Origin of the sequence: Geobacillus thermoleovorans (assembly GCF_001610955.1) — a bacterium.
In the GTDB taxonomy this organism is placed as follows: Bacteria; Bacillota; Bacilli; order Bacillales; family Anoxybacillaceae; genus Geobacillus; species Geobacillus thermoleovorans.
This window is the reverse complement of sequence record NZ_CP014335.1, coordinates 959002-974528: the sequence shown is the minus strand read 5'-3', so window position 1 is coordinate 974528 and position 15527 is coordinate 959002. Positions and strand designations below refer to the sequence as shown.

14 protein-coding genes and 1 pseudogene are annotated in these 15527 nt (G+C 54.1%); 4 read left to right on the top strand and 11 right to left on the bottom strand.

The genetic code is table 11. The annotated features are described in order from the left end of the window. The first annotated feature begins 39 nt into the window (after positions 1–39). Together GT3570_RS04920 and GT3570_RS04915 are read left to right on the top strand one after the other, a co-directional pair. Positions 40–909 (top strand): metallophosphoesterase, encoded by an 870-nt coding sequence (locus GT3570_RS04920; protein WP_020278634.1) that lies wholly within the window; start codon positions 40–42, stop codon positions 907–909. Positions 910–977: 68 nt separating this feature from the next. After that, complete coding sequence (locus GT3570_RS04915; RefSeq protein WP_014195334.1) at positions 978–1412, top strand: YkyB family protein; 435 nt, start codon at positions 978–980, stop codon at positions 1410–1412. A gap of 151 nt (positions 1413–1563) precedes the next feature. Here the strand turns inward: GT3570_RS04915 and GT3570_RS04910 are convergent. The 5 genes and pseudogenes from GT3570_RS04910 to corA all read right to left on the bottom strand — a co-directional run bounded on the left by GT3570_RS04910 (position 1564) and on the right by corA (position 7463). After that, a pseudogene (locus GT3570_RS04910) lies at positions 1564–2941 on the bottom strand (glycosyltransferase family 2 protein). Further along, positions 2920–3945, bottom strand: coding sequence for a HEAT repeat domain-containing protein (locus GT3570_RS04905; RefSeq protein ID WP_023634201.1), 1026 nt, complete (start codon positions 3943–3945; stop codon positions 2920–2922). Before GT3570_RS04905 ends, GT3570_RS04910 begins: the two are co-directional and overlap by 22 nt. Then, positions 3942–5570, bottom strand: coding sequence for a diguanylate cyclase (locus tag GT3570_RS04900; RefSeq protein ID WP_031212924.1), 1629 nt, complete (start codon positions 5568–5570; stop codon positions 3942–3944). The genes GT3570_RS04905 and GT3570_RS04900 overlap by 4 nt, the downstream gene beginning before the upstream one ends. A 173-nt stretch (positions 5571–5743) precedes the next feature. Beyond that, complete coding sequence (locus GT3570_RS04895; protein WP_011230538.1) at positions 5744–6394, bottom strand: glycoside hydrolase domain-containing protein; 651 nt, start codon at positions 6392–6394, stop codon at positions 5744–5746. Positions 6395–6470: 76 nt separating this feature from the next. After that, complete coding sequence (gene corA, locus GT3570_RS04890) at positions 6471–7463, bottom strand: magnesium/cobalt transporter CorA (RefSeq protein WP_011230537.1); 993 nt, start codon at positions 7461–7463, stop codon at positions 6471–6473. Between the two features lie 195 nt (positions 7464–7658). On the opposite strand from corA, the gene GT3570_RS04885 reads away from it, so the two are divergent. Next, positions 7659–7886 (top strand): IDEAL domain-containing protein, encoded by a 228-nt coding sequence (locus GT3570_RS04885; protein WP_011230536.1) that lies wholly within the window; start codon positions 7659–7661, stop codon positions 7884–7886. Between the two features lie 153 nt (positions 7887–8039). After that, positions 8040–9197, top strand: coding sequence for an aminotransferase A (locus GT3570_RS04880; protein WP_011230535.1), 1158 nt, complete (start codon positions 8040–8042; stop codon positions 9195–9197). 300 nt (positions 9198–9497) lie between these two features. On the opposite strand, the gene GT3570_RS04875 is transcribed toward GT3570_RS04880, so the two are convergent. From GT3570_RS04875 to GT3570_RS04850, 6 genes are all read right to left on the bottom strand, one after another. After that, the gene (locus tag GT3570_RS04875; protein WP_014195329.1) at positions 9498–10472 is read right to left on the bottom strand and encodes a quinone oxidoreductase family protein; all 975 of its coding nucleotides are present in this window, start codon (positions 10470–10472) and stop codon (positions 9498–9500) included. Continuing rightward, positions 10469–11251: a 2-phosphosulfolactate phosphatase gene (locus tag GT3570_RS04870; RefSeq protein WP_014195328.1), complete on the bottom strand. Its 783-nt coding sequence runs from the start codon at positions 11249–11251 to the stop codon at positions 10469–10471. The genes GT3570_RS04875 and GT3570_RS04870 overlap by 4 nt, the downstream gene beginning before the upstream one ends. 9 nt (positions 11252–11260) lie before the next feature. After that, complete coding sequence (locus GT3570_RS04865) at positions 11261–12319, bottom strand: phosphotransferase family protein (RefSeq protein WP_011230532.1); 1059 nt, start codon at positions 12317–12319, stop codon at positions 11261–11263. 98 nt (positions 12320–12417) lie between these two features. Continuing rightward, positions 12418–13002 carry a TetR/AcrR family transcriptional regulator gene (locus tag GT3570_RS04860; protein ID WP_062898510.1) on the bottom strand — a complete coding sequence of 195 codons (585 nt, stop codon included), beginning with the start codon at positions 13000–13002 and terminating at the stop codon, positions 12418–12420. A gap of 93 nt (positions 13003–13095) precedes the next feature. Beyond that, positions 13096–14715, bottom strand: a complete 1620-nt coding sequence (locus GT3570_RS04855) for a long-chain-fatty-acid--CoA ligase (RefSeq protein ID WP_062898509.1) — start codon at positions 14713–14715, stop codon at positions 13096–13098. Between the two features lie 21 nt (positions 14716–14736). Further along, positions 14737–15519 carry an SDR family oxidoreductase gene (locus tag GT3570_RS04850; protein ID WP_011230529.1) on the bottom strand — a complete coding sequence of 261 codons (783 nt, stop codon included), beginning with the start codon at positions 15517–15519 and terminating at the stop codon, positions 14737–14739. Between the last annotated feature and the right edge of the window lie 8 nt (positions 15520–15527).

Genomic DNA, 15527 nt, shown 5'->3' with positions numbered 1-15527 from the left:
TCGTTATAATAAAGCTGCTTGTGAAAGGACGGCGAAACGATGCACCATATCGAAACAACCAAACTAAGCCGGCGCGCCTTTTTGAAAAAGCTGGCGCGCACAAGTTTCAGCGCAGCGCTGGCGATGGCAGCCGCCTCTGGATACGCCCGCTGGATTGAGCCAGCCGAGCTGACCGTGACGCACCATGCGCTGTCGCATCCGCTGATCCCAAAGTCGTTTGCCGGCGTCAAGCTGCTGCAGTTCAGTGATCTCCATCTCGGCCATTATTACGGCTTGAAACGCTTTTACCGCATTATCGGCCGCATCAACGAACTCGGGCCCGATCTCGTCGTATTCACAGGTGATCTGCTCCATGAGGCGAACCGGTATCCGCACGTCAACGCGGTCGCTGAGGCGTTGGCTGGCGTCCGTGCTCCTCTTGGAAAATTTTGCATTTACGGAAACCATGATCACGGCGGCTACGGGACAGATATTTACCGTCGATTGATGGAACGAGCCGGGTTCCGCGTTCTCGTCAATGAGCATGCACTCGTCCGGCGCGGCCATGACGCGATCGCTATCGCCGGCAGCGACGATATGATGCTCGGACGCCCGGACTGGTCGAAAATGACGAACGGCATTCCTCGGGCGACATATACGATCGCCCTCGTTCATGAGCCGGACGGTGCCATTGAGGCTCGCCGCTTCCCTATTCACGTTCAACTCTCCGGCCATAGCCACGGCGGGCAAATTCAGTTGCCGTTTATCGGACCGCTCATCACGCCGCCGTTGTCTGAGCGGTATTATGAAGGGTTTTACCACGTCGGCGGACTCTTGTTGTACGTCAACCGCGGCCTTGGCACAACAAGGGTGCCGCTTCGCTTCTTCGCTCCGCCGGAGTTGACCGTTTTTTCGCTTACCCCCGGATAGAAGTAGGACAAACCGGGCAACAACACCGCTTCCTATGTTATAATAGAAAGAAAAAAGGAGACATGCCGATGAAACCGGTGCAATTGACGGTCGACAATATTGCCAAAGCGATTTTTACCGTCAACCGCCATGCCAAAACAGCATTGAACCCTTCGTTTCTTTATCTTCTGAAGAAAAAAGCGATCGAGAAGCTGCTTGAGGAGGGCAAGGCGAAAAAAGTGGGCCTCCATTTTTCCCGCAATCCGAGATACAGCCAACAGCAATCCGACGTGCTTGTCGCCGTCGGCGACTACTACTTCCACATCCCACCGACAAAACAAGATTTCGCCGCCCTTCCGCACCTTGGCTCTCTCAACGATTCATACCGCAACCCTCCAGCTCGGATGCCGCTGTCAGAGGCAAAAGCCATTCTCATCGCCTACACCGGACTGAAGGAAAAGCCGGAACAAAAGCCGAAACGGCTGACAAGACCCGTATTTAAACGGCTCGGCGACCGCTATTAAGCGGACGCCGAGCCGTGACCTGGCTTTTCTCTTTGAATTCATCATGTTTTCGTGAATATTCCTCTTTGGGTTCGATCACGATCACTTGGGGAGACATGCACTGATTCGTCAAGCCGAGGCGCACCCTTTTCGCTCTATTCTCTACCTATGTTTACACCGACACTCCTTTTCGCTTTATGCTCCCCCATTGCTTTTTCCGGCGAACAGCGTCGATCACCCCTTCGCACCGCCACCAAGCGGTAAGCGGACGGTACCAAAATGTCTCAGTCAACGCGAAGAAAAACAGCTTCACCAAATCAGAGATGCTCGGGAACTTCCGCTCAGTCCACTCTTCAAGCAAGACGGCTGCTGCTGATAACAGCGAACCGTACAAAACCGAAACCGTCAGCAAAAGAAGAGCGAATTCGACGTACAAGTTTCCGAGAAATAAGGAGAAAACAACGACAATATAGCCCATCAATTCAACGATCGGACCAAGAAGCTCAATGAACCAAAAATACGGCAGCGAAAGAAGGCCGATTGAGCCATATTTTGGATTGAATAGCATCGATCGATGCATCCATAAGCTTTCCAAAAGCCCGCGATGCCAGCGCCGCCGCTGCCTCCGCAAATCCCCATACGTTTCCGGCGCTTCTGTCCAGCAAACCGGGTCGGGGATATAGATGATTTTTTTCTCCTCGTTTTTTTCACGCGCCAGTCGATGCAGGCGCACAACGAGTTCCATATCCTCTCCAGCTGTATCCGTATATCCGCCTGCTTCGATCACCCACGGCTTAAAAAAAACGCCGAATGCCCCAGAAACGATGAGCAGCAAGTTATGGCGGCTTAAGCCGAGGCGGCCGCCGCGACAAACCGACCTTGACGATTTCACCGCGTTCAATCCGACAGCCATTGGCGATCCGGACCGTCCCTCCAGAAGCAATGACCTCTCCGTCGGATTCAAGCATCGGTTTCATCACCTTCAAAAACGCGCGCCGCTCAAGAACAGAATCGCCGTCGATGGAGCAAATGTATGGATAGCGGGCGGCGTTGATTCCGGCGTTCAATGCATCGGCTTTCCCGTCGTTTTCTTTATCCAGCACAAACAAATGCGGGTAATCGGGCGACTGGTAAACCGCCTTGATTTCCTTCGCCGCCAGCTGATGGCGAATGACGCGATAGACCGGCTTCAGATGAAAATGATCGATCAACCGCTTAAGTGTCTTGTCAGTCGACCCATCATTAATGACAATGACTTCATACTCCGGGTATTCGATGGCTAGCAGTGAGCGAACCGAACCAACGATGCCGGCTTCCTCATTATAAGCTGGAACAAGGATCGATATCGGTTTTGCGTAGCTGGCATCGAGCAATTCTTCATACGGCTCCCAATCGTCAAGACGACGAGTGCGGCGCAAGTGAATGAAAGCTACCACAAGCAAAAACGTATAAAAGGCGAGAACGACAGCCATATAAATGAGCACGACATGCCCGATAGCCGATAGAAACGCTTGCCCCCCTTCCACCATCACCCCTCCTCTCCAATCCATTGCTTCGCCATGTCACGGGCATAACGGTCCTCCGCTGTGCACGCCGCTTTATGCAGCATCGCCCGGCCGCCCGGCAGGCGCACGATGGAGGCAGCCGCTTCCGAACGAACGGCGAATGAACGGTCGGCCAGCCGCTCATAGAGCAAGGGAAGCAACCATTCTTCGCGGCATTTTCCGGCAAGACGGACTGCCATCAGCCTCTCTTGCCAATGCGGCGAGCGCAAGTGGCGATCAAGCTTTGTCGCTTCAATTGAAACGCCAATTTCTGCCATCGCCTTAAGCGCGCGAACACGAAGCTCCAACTCATCTGATGCCAACAGCTCCAGCAAAAACGATCGCTCCCCTCGTCGACGGATGCCGATCATATCGATGAACGCGCATTTCCCTGCCCGCGGCAGCTCATCAAATCGCTGTTCCACCTGTCGAAGAAGCCGCTCGCTCATATGGCCAAAAATGACCCGATAGGAAAACTCCGTTAACTTATATTTCGGTTCGAGCACATATGCAATCACTGGGCTGTAATCAAATTGGGCGAAAATGGCCAATAGTTTCGCCGCCTCACCTTTCGTCACCCGGTTGGAGCGATACAGCCGCTCCATCTCCGGCAGCATCGCCTTCACCTGCAAATCCTCGATCAAAAACAGCGCGTTCATCCGCTCGCTCCAATGACGGCTTGACAGCCTTCGATGCAGCCATCCTTGGAAATGCATCTCCGCCAATGTTCGAATTCGCTCCTGCACTTGCTCTCCGTTCAAGAGTGAAGCAAAATGGTCAAGAAGCTCCATCATCGCTTCACGCTCAAGAGGGGAAGCCGGCAAAAGCATCTGTTCCTCCTCGCCGAGCAGATACCGAAGCAACCAAAGCCGATGCCGTTCCTTATAAACTCGCAGCCGGGCTTGGCGCCGGTTTTCCCGCCATTTGCGCACCACGAGATAGAGGAACAAAACGATCAACACCGCAAACAAAGCGATTGCTGCCGTGAAGACGACCAACAGCGCCATCACTCATCCAGCTCCTTCAGCAGCCGGCGCAGCCGCGCCTCAAGTTCAAACCATTTGAACGGCTTTGTCACATATTCGTCCGCTCCTCGGTTCAGCGCATGGGCAATATCCCGCTCATCTTGGCGCGACGTTAGCAGCATCACCTTGTATGGCTTTCGCTCTTGACGGAGGCGGTTCAGCACCTCAAGGCCGTCCATTTTTGGCATCACCCGATCCAAAATGACGACAGATTGCCGCCCGCTTTGATAAAACGGAGATTCGAGAAACGAAAGGCCGTCGCCAAACTCGTAAATGTCTGCTTTCCTCCCCTGCTCATTGACGAGCTTGCGGACAAGATCAGCAATCATCATCCGCACGAGTTCATCGTCGTCTACGATGGCAATCGCCCATCGCCGCCGATCCGTTGATGCTTGGCTTGGGGCCTCATCCGAAGAACCGCTTTTCTCACGCGCCGCCTCTTCGATCCGATTGCCGCCGCCTCGTTTCGCCGCATACAGCGCCTTGTCGGCCAGACGCAGCCAATAGTCAAGCGGCCGATCCGGTTCATCGCACTCAACCAGGCCGGCGGAAAACGTACATGATAGAAGTGCGCCATCCGCCTCGATTTTTTCGGCGGCGAACTGGCGTTGCAGCCGCTCAAGCACTGCACGAGCCTCGCTTTTGGACGTTTTGGCCAGCCAAACGACAAACTCTTCGCCCCCAAAGCGAACGACGGTATCCACTCCACGTGTATGTTGGCGCAAAAAGGCAGCCAGCTTTTGCAATACCGCATCGCCTGCAAGGTGGCCGAAACGGTCATTGACTTGTTTGAAATGGTCCAAATCAAGCAACGCCAAACAGCTTGGCGCTCCGTAACGCTCGAGGTCGCTCCGAAGGCGGGCGTATACCCGCGGCAAATACTTCCGGTTGTACACACCTGTCAATTCGTCAATGAGCACAAGGTCATCGATTTTTCGTTTTTTTTCAATGAGCCGGCGAACGCGAACGAACAGCTCATCTGCCGCTGGGGTGGTGATGACATCATCCGCGCCAAGCTCATAACCTTTCAACCGCCCCTCTTTGCCCTCGTCTCTCCTCACAATGACAACAGGAAGATAGGGGCGCTGTCCGGCGCGCTCAAGCAAAACCGTCAAGTCCGGATTCTCCCACTCTCCCTCCTTCACGCTGACGATGATGCAATCCGGGCTGAGACGAAACATCGACGCGGCCGCCTGCTCAAGGGAGGGAATCGTCGTGAAACGCCATGGCACGGTTTGCAGGGCGCCGCGGACGTAAGCAAAAAACAGGGGATCATTTCCACAGAGGAGAATCGCTGCTTTCGGCCCTTGGCGGTGCGAAGAGGGAATGGTGGCAGAAGCCGCTTCCCCGGCTTCATAGAAGCAGCGAAGGAGAGGAACCATCTCCATCAGCGCCTCCTCCGCTGTCCATTGCCGTTCCGTTTGGCCGTTCAACCGGTGAATGAGCCGCTCTGCTTCAGCAGCGATGTCGCTAAGGCCAATCACCGCCGCCGTCCGGCCGACAGCATTGAAAAATCGGGCCAATTCCACACCGTCAAGCGGCGGTCCCGTCCTCCATCGTTCGTATTGTTCATGGATGCGATCCAACAGTGAGGCGACAGATCGATCCATATTCCCTCTCCTTTCGATCATCGTTCCGTTTTCCCCAACCGACTGACATCCTCCTTTTTTCCTATTACTAATATAATCGATCCAAGCAAAAAAATTAAAAGAAAAGACGCGCAACAGCCAACAATTTCCCAGCCGCATAAAAAAGCCGCTGCCTTTTTTTGCAACGGCTTTGTTCAATACAAAAAGTCCAATAGGCGTCGGTCAGCTAAATTCGTGTCAACCGGGCAGACTTCTGCATCACGCCCGTACTGCCACACCCAGACATTCGCGCTGCAAGGCGGGGCAGCCGGCTGATAGCGCGGCGCTTTCTGCTCTTTCGTCGTTCCCGGCCTTGGTGCGGCGCTCCAAATGACCGCCTGCACCGCCACTTGGTTGTTCCGGCTGACCGCCTCGCAATAGGCAGCGGCGAAATCCCCTTTCGTCGGGTCCGCGTACAGCCCCGGCCGGTATCCGGTCGGATAGAGCGTTTCCACCCAAGCAGCGATCCAAGCGGCATCCACAGCGAAAAAGTCTTCGATGTTGGCAAACAGCAGTTTATTTTTCGGAATGCCGAGCCGCCGCGCATGGAACACCGCGTTGCGCGCCGCCACCTGACCGTTCGCATAGCCGACCGCTTCGCGGAAGGCGTTATAAATCGGCAGCACCTTCACGCCATAGCTGCGGATGCGGGCGATCTCGTCGCGTGTCAACCCTTCGGACACGTTCGGCACTTCCGACAAATAACGGCCCCAAAATTTCGGATAGCCAAGCTCCGTCCGCACGCATTGAAACAGCTGATCCGTTACGGCTTGCGCCGAGTCGACTCCCCAAATTCCTCTTGCCATCGGTTCCCCTCCTTCGCGCTTACGCTGCCGTCATTATGTAATTATATATATGAGGGGAACAGCCCGTTTTATACGGCTACTGGCGGCGCTCCCGCTCCTCCTTCGCCCAGTCGCCTTTCAACAACTGAAACCAGCCGTTGCGCTTAAACCAGACGAACATCGTCATGCCGATCACCGCCATGGCAGCCAATACAACAAAGTATCCGTACTTCCAGTGCAATTCAGGCATATAATCAAAGTTCATCCCATAAATGCCGGCAATAAAGGAGAGCGGCATGAAAATGGTCGTAATGGCTGTAAATGTCATCATAATATTGTTCATTCGATTCGAGTTGAGCGATAAATAGCTGTCGCGGATATCCGCGGTAATTTCTCGGTTTGTCTCAATCATTTCCGACAGCTTCAGCAAATGATCATAAATGTCATGAAAGTACAGCTGCCGTTCTTTCATGCGCTGCAGCCGGTCGGAATGGATGATGCGGTACAACAAGTCGCGCATCGGCACGATCGTTCGGCGCAGCTTCGATAAATCGCCGCGGATGTCAAACACTTTTTCAATAATGTCGTGAATCGGTTCATTGTTCGTATTCTCCTCTAAATCGTTCAGCACGTCTTCAATATGGTAAAGCGGTGGAAAATAATCATCCACAAGCTTGTCGATCAGCCGGTACATGACGTGAAACGGCCCCTGCTGAACATCTTCTTCATGCTTCAATCGCTCCCACACCTCATCGACCGCGTGAATGGCCGACTTATGAAACGAAACGATGAAATTTTGCCCGACAAACAAATCGACTTCCTCAGCCTCCAGCGTCATTCCGGCAATGGCATGAAGCACAACAAACAAGTAGCGGTCATAAAAATCGAGCTTCGGCCGCTGCACATATTCGAGACAGTCTTCAATCGCCAGTGGGTGAAAACGGAAAAAGGAGGCGAGCAGCGCCGATTCCTCATCCGTCGGCTCATGAAAGTCAACCCAATACCATGAGACGTCCGGGCTGTTGACAAGCGTTAAGTCAACATCATACAAAATCTCAAATTCTTTTGTCACGACACACGTGCGAATCATCGCCCTCACCTTTGCCTTGTTCTCCTCTTATCATAACCGAAAAACTGTTAAGTCCCAACAAAAAACGGGTATAAAAATCATGTAGAGAAAAAATTGACAAAAAATATTTATCTAAATTTTCTTTACATTAGCATCAAAAACGACGATAATATAAGAAAGGGAACTGTTTCGTTCCCATATGGGAGGGACTGAATCATGTACGAAAAACAATACCCGAATGAAGGCGCCGTTTTGTTCAACCAGCCGGAAGAAAAAAGCAGCTACGGGCCGATGGCCGAACAAGTGCTGAAAGAAGCGATCTTCCAGTTTCAAAGAAAAAAACTGATGGAACAAATTGATGAAGCGCTCGCGGCCGGCAACAAGCCGTTGTTTTTCAAGCTTTCCGCCCAATATAACGACCTGTTGAAAAAATACGGCGCGTAAAAGGAGCGAACGAAGTTGGAAAGTGAATCGTCGATGACCAAGTGAGCCCCATTTCCGTTTGTGGGAACAATCTGGACGGAAAGGGGCTCATTTTTGTTTTTTCGTTTTCCTCGCCAATGGTACAATAGAAACAAAAAAGAAAGGTGGACAACCGTGAAACACCTCATTCAACCACGTGTTCAAGCCATTCAGTTATCAGGCATCCGCCAATTTTTCAACCTTGTCGCCGACCGGCCGGGACTTGTTTCCTTGACGATCGGCCAGCCTGATTTCCCAACGCCCGATCATGTCAAAGCAGCCGCTCAGGAGGCGATCGCCGCCGATTTCACGACGTATACAGCGAACGCCGGCCTGCTGGAACTGCGCCAGGCGGCTTGCCAATTCGTCGCTGACAAGTACGGCCTTCGCTACACGCCGGATGAAGTCATCGCCACCGTCGGCGCCAGCCAGGCGCTTGATATTACGTTTCGCACCATTTTAGAAGAAGGGACAGAAGTGCTTCTTCCCGCACCAGTCTATCCCGGCTATGAACCGCTCATTCGCCTGTGCGGGGCGAAACCGGTGTACATCGACACAAGGCCAAACGGTTTCCGTCTGTCGGCTGAGCTCATTGCGCCTTATTTGACGGAAAAGACGCGCTGCCTCGTTCTTCCATACCCATCAAATCCAACCGGGACGGCGCTGTCAGCCGAAGAGCTTGAGAACATCGCTTCCCTTTTGAAAGGACGGCCGATTTGGATCGTTTCCGATGAAATTTACAGCGAGCTCGTTTACCACGGACGCCATCACTCGATCGCCGAGTGGCTGCCGGAGCAGACGATCGTCATCAACGGTTTAAGCAAATCGCACTCCATGACCGGTTGGCGCATCGGGTTTGTCTTCGCTCCAGCGTTCGCCGTTGAACAAATGGTGAAAGTGCACCAATACAGCGTCTCGTGCACGTCATCGATCAGCCAAAAAGCGGCGGTGGAGGCGCTGACCGCCGGCAAACACGACGCCGAGGCGATGCGCGCCGCTTACGCCGAACGGCTTGAGTATGCCTATCATCGTCTCACCGCCATGGGGCTGCCGGTTGAGAAGCCGGATGGAGCCTTTTACTTGTTTCCGTCAATCGCCGCCTTTGGCATGTCTTCGTTTGATTTTGCCCTCGATGTCGTCGAAAACGCCGGGGTCGCCCTCGTTCCCGGCAGCGCCTTTTCCGAATACGGTGAAGGCCATGTCCGCCTGTCGTACGCTTATTCGCTCGATGTGCTCAAAGAAGGGCTCGACCGGCTCGAGCGGTATATCCAAACGAAGCGCCGCAGACCGTAACGGTTTTCAAAAATCGTATCGGTTTAGGCCGCCATGCCCCCATAAGAAAAAGGCTGCTTTTCTTTCGACTTTTGTTCACCATTGGCTTTAGGGGAATATACAAGAAAAGGGTGTCCCAAAAGGATCGGGACACCCTCTTTCGTCTCTATATATACGCACTGACCGATTCTTCCGCACTATATTTTGTGTCTACGAATTTTCCTTGTTTTCACTCTCATTTCCGCAATCGATTCTTCCGCACTATATTTTGTGTCTACCCTGAAGGCAGACAGCCTTTTGGGTCAGCCCCCTCTTCTTTACTTATGGCACAAGCAATAGCTTGCCATGCGTTTTCCGCCCCTGCAGCAGCCGATGCACTTCAGAAGCCTGCTCAAGCGGGTAGACGCCGCCGATCATCAGCTTCAGGCTTCCTTCCTGCACCCACGCGAGCAATTCCCGCAAACTTTGTTCGTACAACGCCCGCTTTTTCATGATTTGCGGCAAGAAAAAGCCGATCACTGACCAGTTTTTCGCCATCAGCCGGACTGGATTGAGACGCGTCATTTCCCCGCTCGCCGCCCCATATACGACCAGGCGGCCGAACGGAGCAAGGCAATCGAGCGTCTGATGAAAGACATCGCCGCCCGCCATTTCCAAAGCGACATCGACGCCGCGCCCACCGGTCGCCTCCATCACGTCCGCAGCCCAGCTGTCTTTTGTATAATCAATGGTGACATCAGCGCCAAGCTGTTTGGCGAGCGCTCGTTTTTCCTCCGTGCTTGCCGTGGCGATGACCATTTTGGCGCCGAACCGTTTCGCCAATTGGACGGCAATCGTCCCAACGCCGCCGGCTGCGGCATGAACGAGCACCGTCTCCCCTTCTTCCAAGCGGCCCATCGTTTTGAGAATATGGTAGGCGCTTAGCCCTTGCACCGGCAAGGCCGCCGCCTGCCGGGCATCCATTCCATCCGGAAGCGGCACGACCGCCCGTTCATCGACGGCGACAAACTCAGCGTAGCCGCCGGATTCGATCAACGCGACGACGCGTTGCCCCGGGAGGACCGTTTGCACCTCCGGACCAACTTCACGGACAACGCCGGCCACTTCCGTCCCAGGGATGAACGGAAGCGGCGTCGGCACAACATAGCGGCCTTCCCGTCGGGCTGTATCCGCATAGTTGACGCCGATCGCTTCAGCTTCAATCACGACTTGCCGCCCCGTGGGTTTCGGACGTTCGCCTTCGCAAACACGCAAGACATCCGGTCCACCGTATTCAACGAATTGGACAAATTTCATGGCGATATCCCCTCTTTCGTTACTTTTGTCGACGCCATATTGCGCAGTTCCAGGCCGAACGGCCCCAGCTCAAGTTTTGGAACGGCAGAAAGCGACCCGTGCCGGTTGATGTAGTCGATTTCTTTTTCCAAGCCGTACGCCGTCATCCAACGGCCGACGCGCGAGGCAGACAACACTTCTTTCGCCTTTCCTTCATCTGAATATTGCCGGTAAAAGAACCATGCGGCCGTCGCGCTGTCGGACAGCTCCGCCGCGTTGATCCCTTGCTCGATCAAGCAGTGCACAAAGTAGCCGGCGCCATAAAAGTCTTCTAGGCAAAAACGGCCCGACGAGCCGGAACAAATCACAATGATCGTCTCTTCCTGATGTAAACGGCAAATATGCTCGCTGACCGCCGGGCTGTTCAGCAAGCTCGCCGCGTACACCGCACGGGCTGGCTGAGCTCTGCGAATCGCCACCGTGCCATTGGTCGTCGATAGCACGACTGTTTTCCCTGGACAAACCGTTTGCAAAAACAGCGGCGCCGGCGGATGAAAACCGGCGATCGTCCGCCCTTCGTATTCGCCGACGAGCTCATAGCTGCCCTCTGGCAAGCGAAGCGCGATCTCCTTGGCCTCCTCGGCATCGCGCACCGGGATCACCGAACGAGCGCCGGCAGAGAGAACTGCTGTAATCGACGAGGTGGCAAGCAAAACATCGAACACGACAGCCACCTTTCGATCAGCAAGCGCCATCTCATCAATGTCTTCTTTGCGCAGCACGACATGCACTTTTGTCATCACGCCGCCTCACCGTCCTGTCGCCAGCTGCCATGCATGCTCAATGAGCGCTTCGACAAACTGGCCAAAATGGCGAAACCGCTCATCGTTCGTCTGTCCGCGGCGGTAGCGGTAATAAATTTGCTGGCAAATGACCGCTAATTTAAAGTAGGCAAACGTTAAATAAACGTGTATATCGGACACATCACGGCCGCTTTTTTTGGCATATGCCTCAATAAACTGTTCGCGCGTATAAAAACCGGGACGGACGGTGACCGGCGCGCGGCCAAACCCACTTTTAATGAGTGGAGGATCGTCTTCCTCAATCCAATAACTCATGGCCACCGCCAAATCGGCAAGCGGATCCCCGACCGTCGACATCTCCCAATCAAACAGCCCAACCATTTTGGTGATGTCGTCTTTGGCAAACAAAGCGTTATTCAGCTTAAAATCGTAATGGATTACGGTTGCTTCGCGCTGCGGTGGAATATGAGAAGCGAGCCACTTCATCAGCGCCTCGGCTTCCGGAATATCATCCGTCTTGGCCCGCTCATAGCGCTGGATCCATCCGTGCACTTGCCGTTCCATAAACCCATCCGGCTTTACCATCTGAACGAGGCGTGTGTTCGTATAATCAATTTGATGGATACGGACAAGCGTCTCGACCATCGTCTCGGAAATGCCACGGCAAACCTCCTCCGTCGGAGTGATGCCATCGGGAAAATCACTGTCAATCACGACGCCATGCCGCCGCTCCATGACGAAAAACGGACTGCCGATCACCGATTCGTCTTCACAAAAATAGAATGGTTTCGGGGCGAGCGGGAACAGCGGATGGATTTCAGAAAGCCACGTGCTCTCCCGCTTCATATCGTGCGCTTTCGGCGGCACCGGGCCAAACGGCGGCCGGCGCAGCACCGCCTCCCACTCCCCACAGCGGAGCAAATACGTCAAATTCGACCGGCCGGCGGAAAATTGCTGGATCTCGAGCTCCCCATCCGGCATGTCCGGCAGCACCGTGCGCAAAAACTTGGCCAGCTTCCCTGCCGGCAGTTCTTCCCCCTTGCGCACTGGAATAATCGCTGTCATCTCCCTTTCCCCCCTTGGTCAACAATTCAAGCGCGCCATGCCGCCGCACGGGCAGCATCCATCGACACACATCGGCTCAGACTTGTTTGTCTCTCTTTTCACTCGGCTTTCGAGACAGACGGCGCGCTCATGCCATTAAGCAGAATCTCCACCATCTGCTTCGCCACCTCGGCATCGGTCAGCTCTCCGTCCGGGCGAAACCACTGGTAGCTCCAATTGGCCGCCCCAAGAACGGTAAGCGTGGCGATCGATGGTGACAAATCGCAGCGCAGTTCACCGCTTTTCATTCCTTCCTCAATCAACGACTGCAGCCGATAGCGGAACAAATCGCGCTTTTCTTTTACTTTTTGTAAATGCTCCTCACTCAAATGCTTCATTTCACGAAAAAAAATGCGAGCTTCCCTTCCTTGCCGCTCGACATTATGAATGAGCATGAAGATAATGTCATACAGCTTCTCCCGCAACGGGCGCCGTTTATCGCTTATAATGCGCTCCTCTTCGTCAAGCAGCCCTTCAATGTAGCGAAGGTGAATATCCATCAACAGTTCTTCTTTGCTTGTAAAATAGTAATAAAACGTCCCTTTTGTCACCCCGAGGGCGTCAACGATGTCTTGGATCGATGTTTCGCTGAACCCATTTTGTTCAAACAGCTCAATGCTGGCAGCCATAATTTTCTCCTTCATGTTTTTACACCTCTTGCCTAAAATGTAGTCGCTGCCAGCTATTGTACCATAAAACGGCCAAGCCTGCTTGGGACTTGGCCGAAAGCCGCGCCGTTATTGCGAGTGGGATGCTTCTTCACGCAAGGCGCGGCGCAAAATTTTCCCGACGTTCGTCTTCGGCAGTTCGGCACGGAACTCGACAATGCGCGGCACTTTGTACGCCGCTAAGTTTTTTCGGCAATGGGCAAGAATTTCTTCTTCGCTTGCCTGCATTCCATCTTTTAAAACGATAATCGCCTTCACCGTTTCGCCGCGGTACGGATCAGGCACACCAACTGCCGCCGCCTCTTTCACCGCTGGATGTTCGTACAGCACTTCTTCGATTTCGCGCGGATAAATGTTATAGCCGCCGGCGATGATCAGATCTTTTTTCCGGTCGACAATCGTCACATACCCTTCCTCGTCAATCGAAGCCAAATCGCCAGTGTACAGCCATCCGTCACGCAGCGCCGCCGCCGTTTCTTCCGGCATGTTCCAATAGCCTTTCATCACTTGCGGTCCACGGATAATCAGCTCGCCGACTTCGCCTGGCGGCAGCTCTTGCGTGCCAGTCGCCACATCGACGACTTTGTACTCGGTCAGCGGCATGCCGATGCCGACCGTGCCCGGCTTGCGCGCCGCAAACGGCGGATTGCAATGCGTCACTGGCGAGGCTTCGGACAAGCCGTATCCTTCAAGGATAACCGCTCCCGTTTTCGCTTCGAAATCGCGCATCAATTCAAGCGGCATCGGCGCGCTGCCGCTGTTGCACGTTTTAATGCTACTGATGCCGTATTGCTCGACTCCAGGAGTATTTGTAATAGCGACATACATCGTCGGCACGCCTGGAAACACGGTCGGCTGCTTGCCGCGAATCGTCTCCAACACTTCTTTCAGCTCAAAGCGCGGCAGCAAAATGTTTTCCGCTCCTTGGTAAATGGCCAAGTTCATTCCCGACGTCATCGCGAACACGTGGAACAACGGGATGACAGTTAAATATCGCTCTTTCCCGAACTCAAATGTCCCTTTGAAAAATTCGGCGCATTGCAAGACGTTGGCGAAAATGTTGCGATGGGTGAGCATCGCCCCTTTTGAGCGCCCTGTCGTCCCGCCAGTATATTGCAACACAGCGACGTCATGCGTTGATTCGATCGACACCGGGCGCACAGCTCCGCTTCCTGCAGCAAGAAATTCGTCAAACGTGACATCTCCTTCAGCCAGCGAAACGGATGGCGGCGCTCCGAAGCTGACAGTGATCGCTTGTTTGACGGCTGTCTCCCCTCTGACGGCGGCAAGGCGCGGATAAAGCGGTTCATAAATGACGATCGTCTCGGCGCCGGAGTCTTTGAGCAAATAGGCAAGTTCGCGCTCAACAAGCATCGGGTTCACTTGTGTGACGATCGCGCCCGCCTGCAAAATGCCGTAGTAAGCGATGACATACTGCGGGCAGTTCGGCAGCATAATCGCGACGCGGTCGCCTTTTTGCACCCCAAGCGCCTGCAGGCTTGAGGTGAAACGGTTGACCGCCGCCTCAAGCTCGGCATAGGTGATCGTCTTGTCGTAAAATGTCAGCGCCGGCTGGGAGCCGAATTCCGCCGCTCGTTCATGCAGTACATCGCATACCGTTTTGTCGGGAATATCCATATAGAACGAAATGTGTTCCGGATAAAGAGACAACGCCCGTTTTTCGCTCATTTGCGTTTCCCCCTTTTTTAATTAAATGCCGGTCGCATGGCTGCCGCCGTCAACGACGAGGAGCGCGCCCGTGACAAAGGCGGACGCCGGGGAAGCGAGAAACAAGACGGCCCCTTTCAAGTCATCTTCGCCGCCAAAGCGGCCGAGCGGCGTATGCTCGAGCACTTTTTTCCCAACGCGTTCAAGAACGACTTTTGACATTTTCGTCGGGAAAAAGCCCGGCGCCACCGCGTTGACGCGAATGCCGTGCTTCCCCCATTTGGCTGCTAGGTCCCTCGTAAACGTAATAACCGCCCCTTTGCTCGTGTTGTAGCCGATCGTATTTAAAATGTCCGGGTGCGTGCCGCCAAGGCCAGCGACGGAAGCGATATTGATGATGGAACCGCCGGTTTGTTTGGCGATCATCACCTTGCCGACCGCCTGGCTCATGAGAAACGTGCCGGTAACGTTGACGTTGATCACCTTTTGCCATGCCTCAAGCGGCATTTCCTCGACCGGCGCTCCCCACGTCGCTCCGCTGTTGTTGACTAAAATGTCGATGCCGCCAAACTCTTTGACGGTCGTTTCGACGACATGTTTGACCTCCTCCGGATTCGTCACATCGCACCGCAGCGCCAGCGAACGGACGCCGAGCTGTTCAAGCTTTTCTTTCACTTGCTCGCACGCTTCCACTTTCCGCGAACAAACGACGACGTTCGCCCCGGCTTCGGCAAGACCGACGGCAATTTGCTCGCCGAGCCCGCGCCCACCGCCAGTGACAATGGCGGTTTTCCCCTCGATTTTAAATAAGTCCAACACATGCATACGACCAC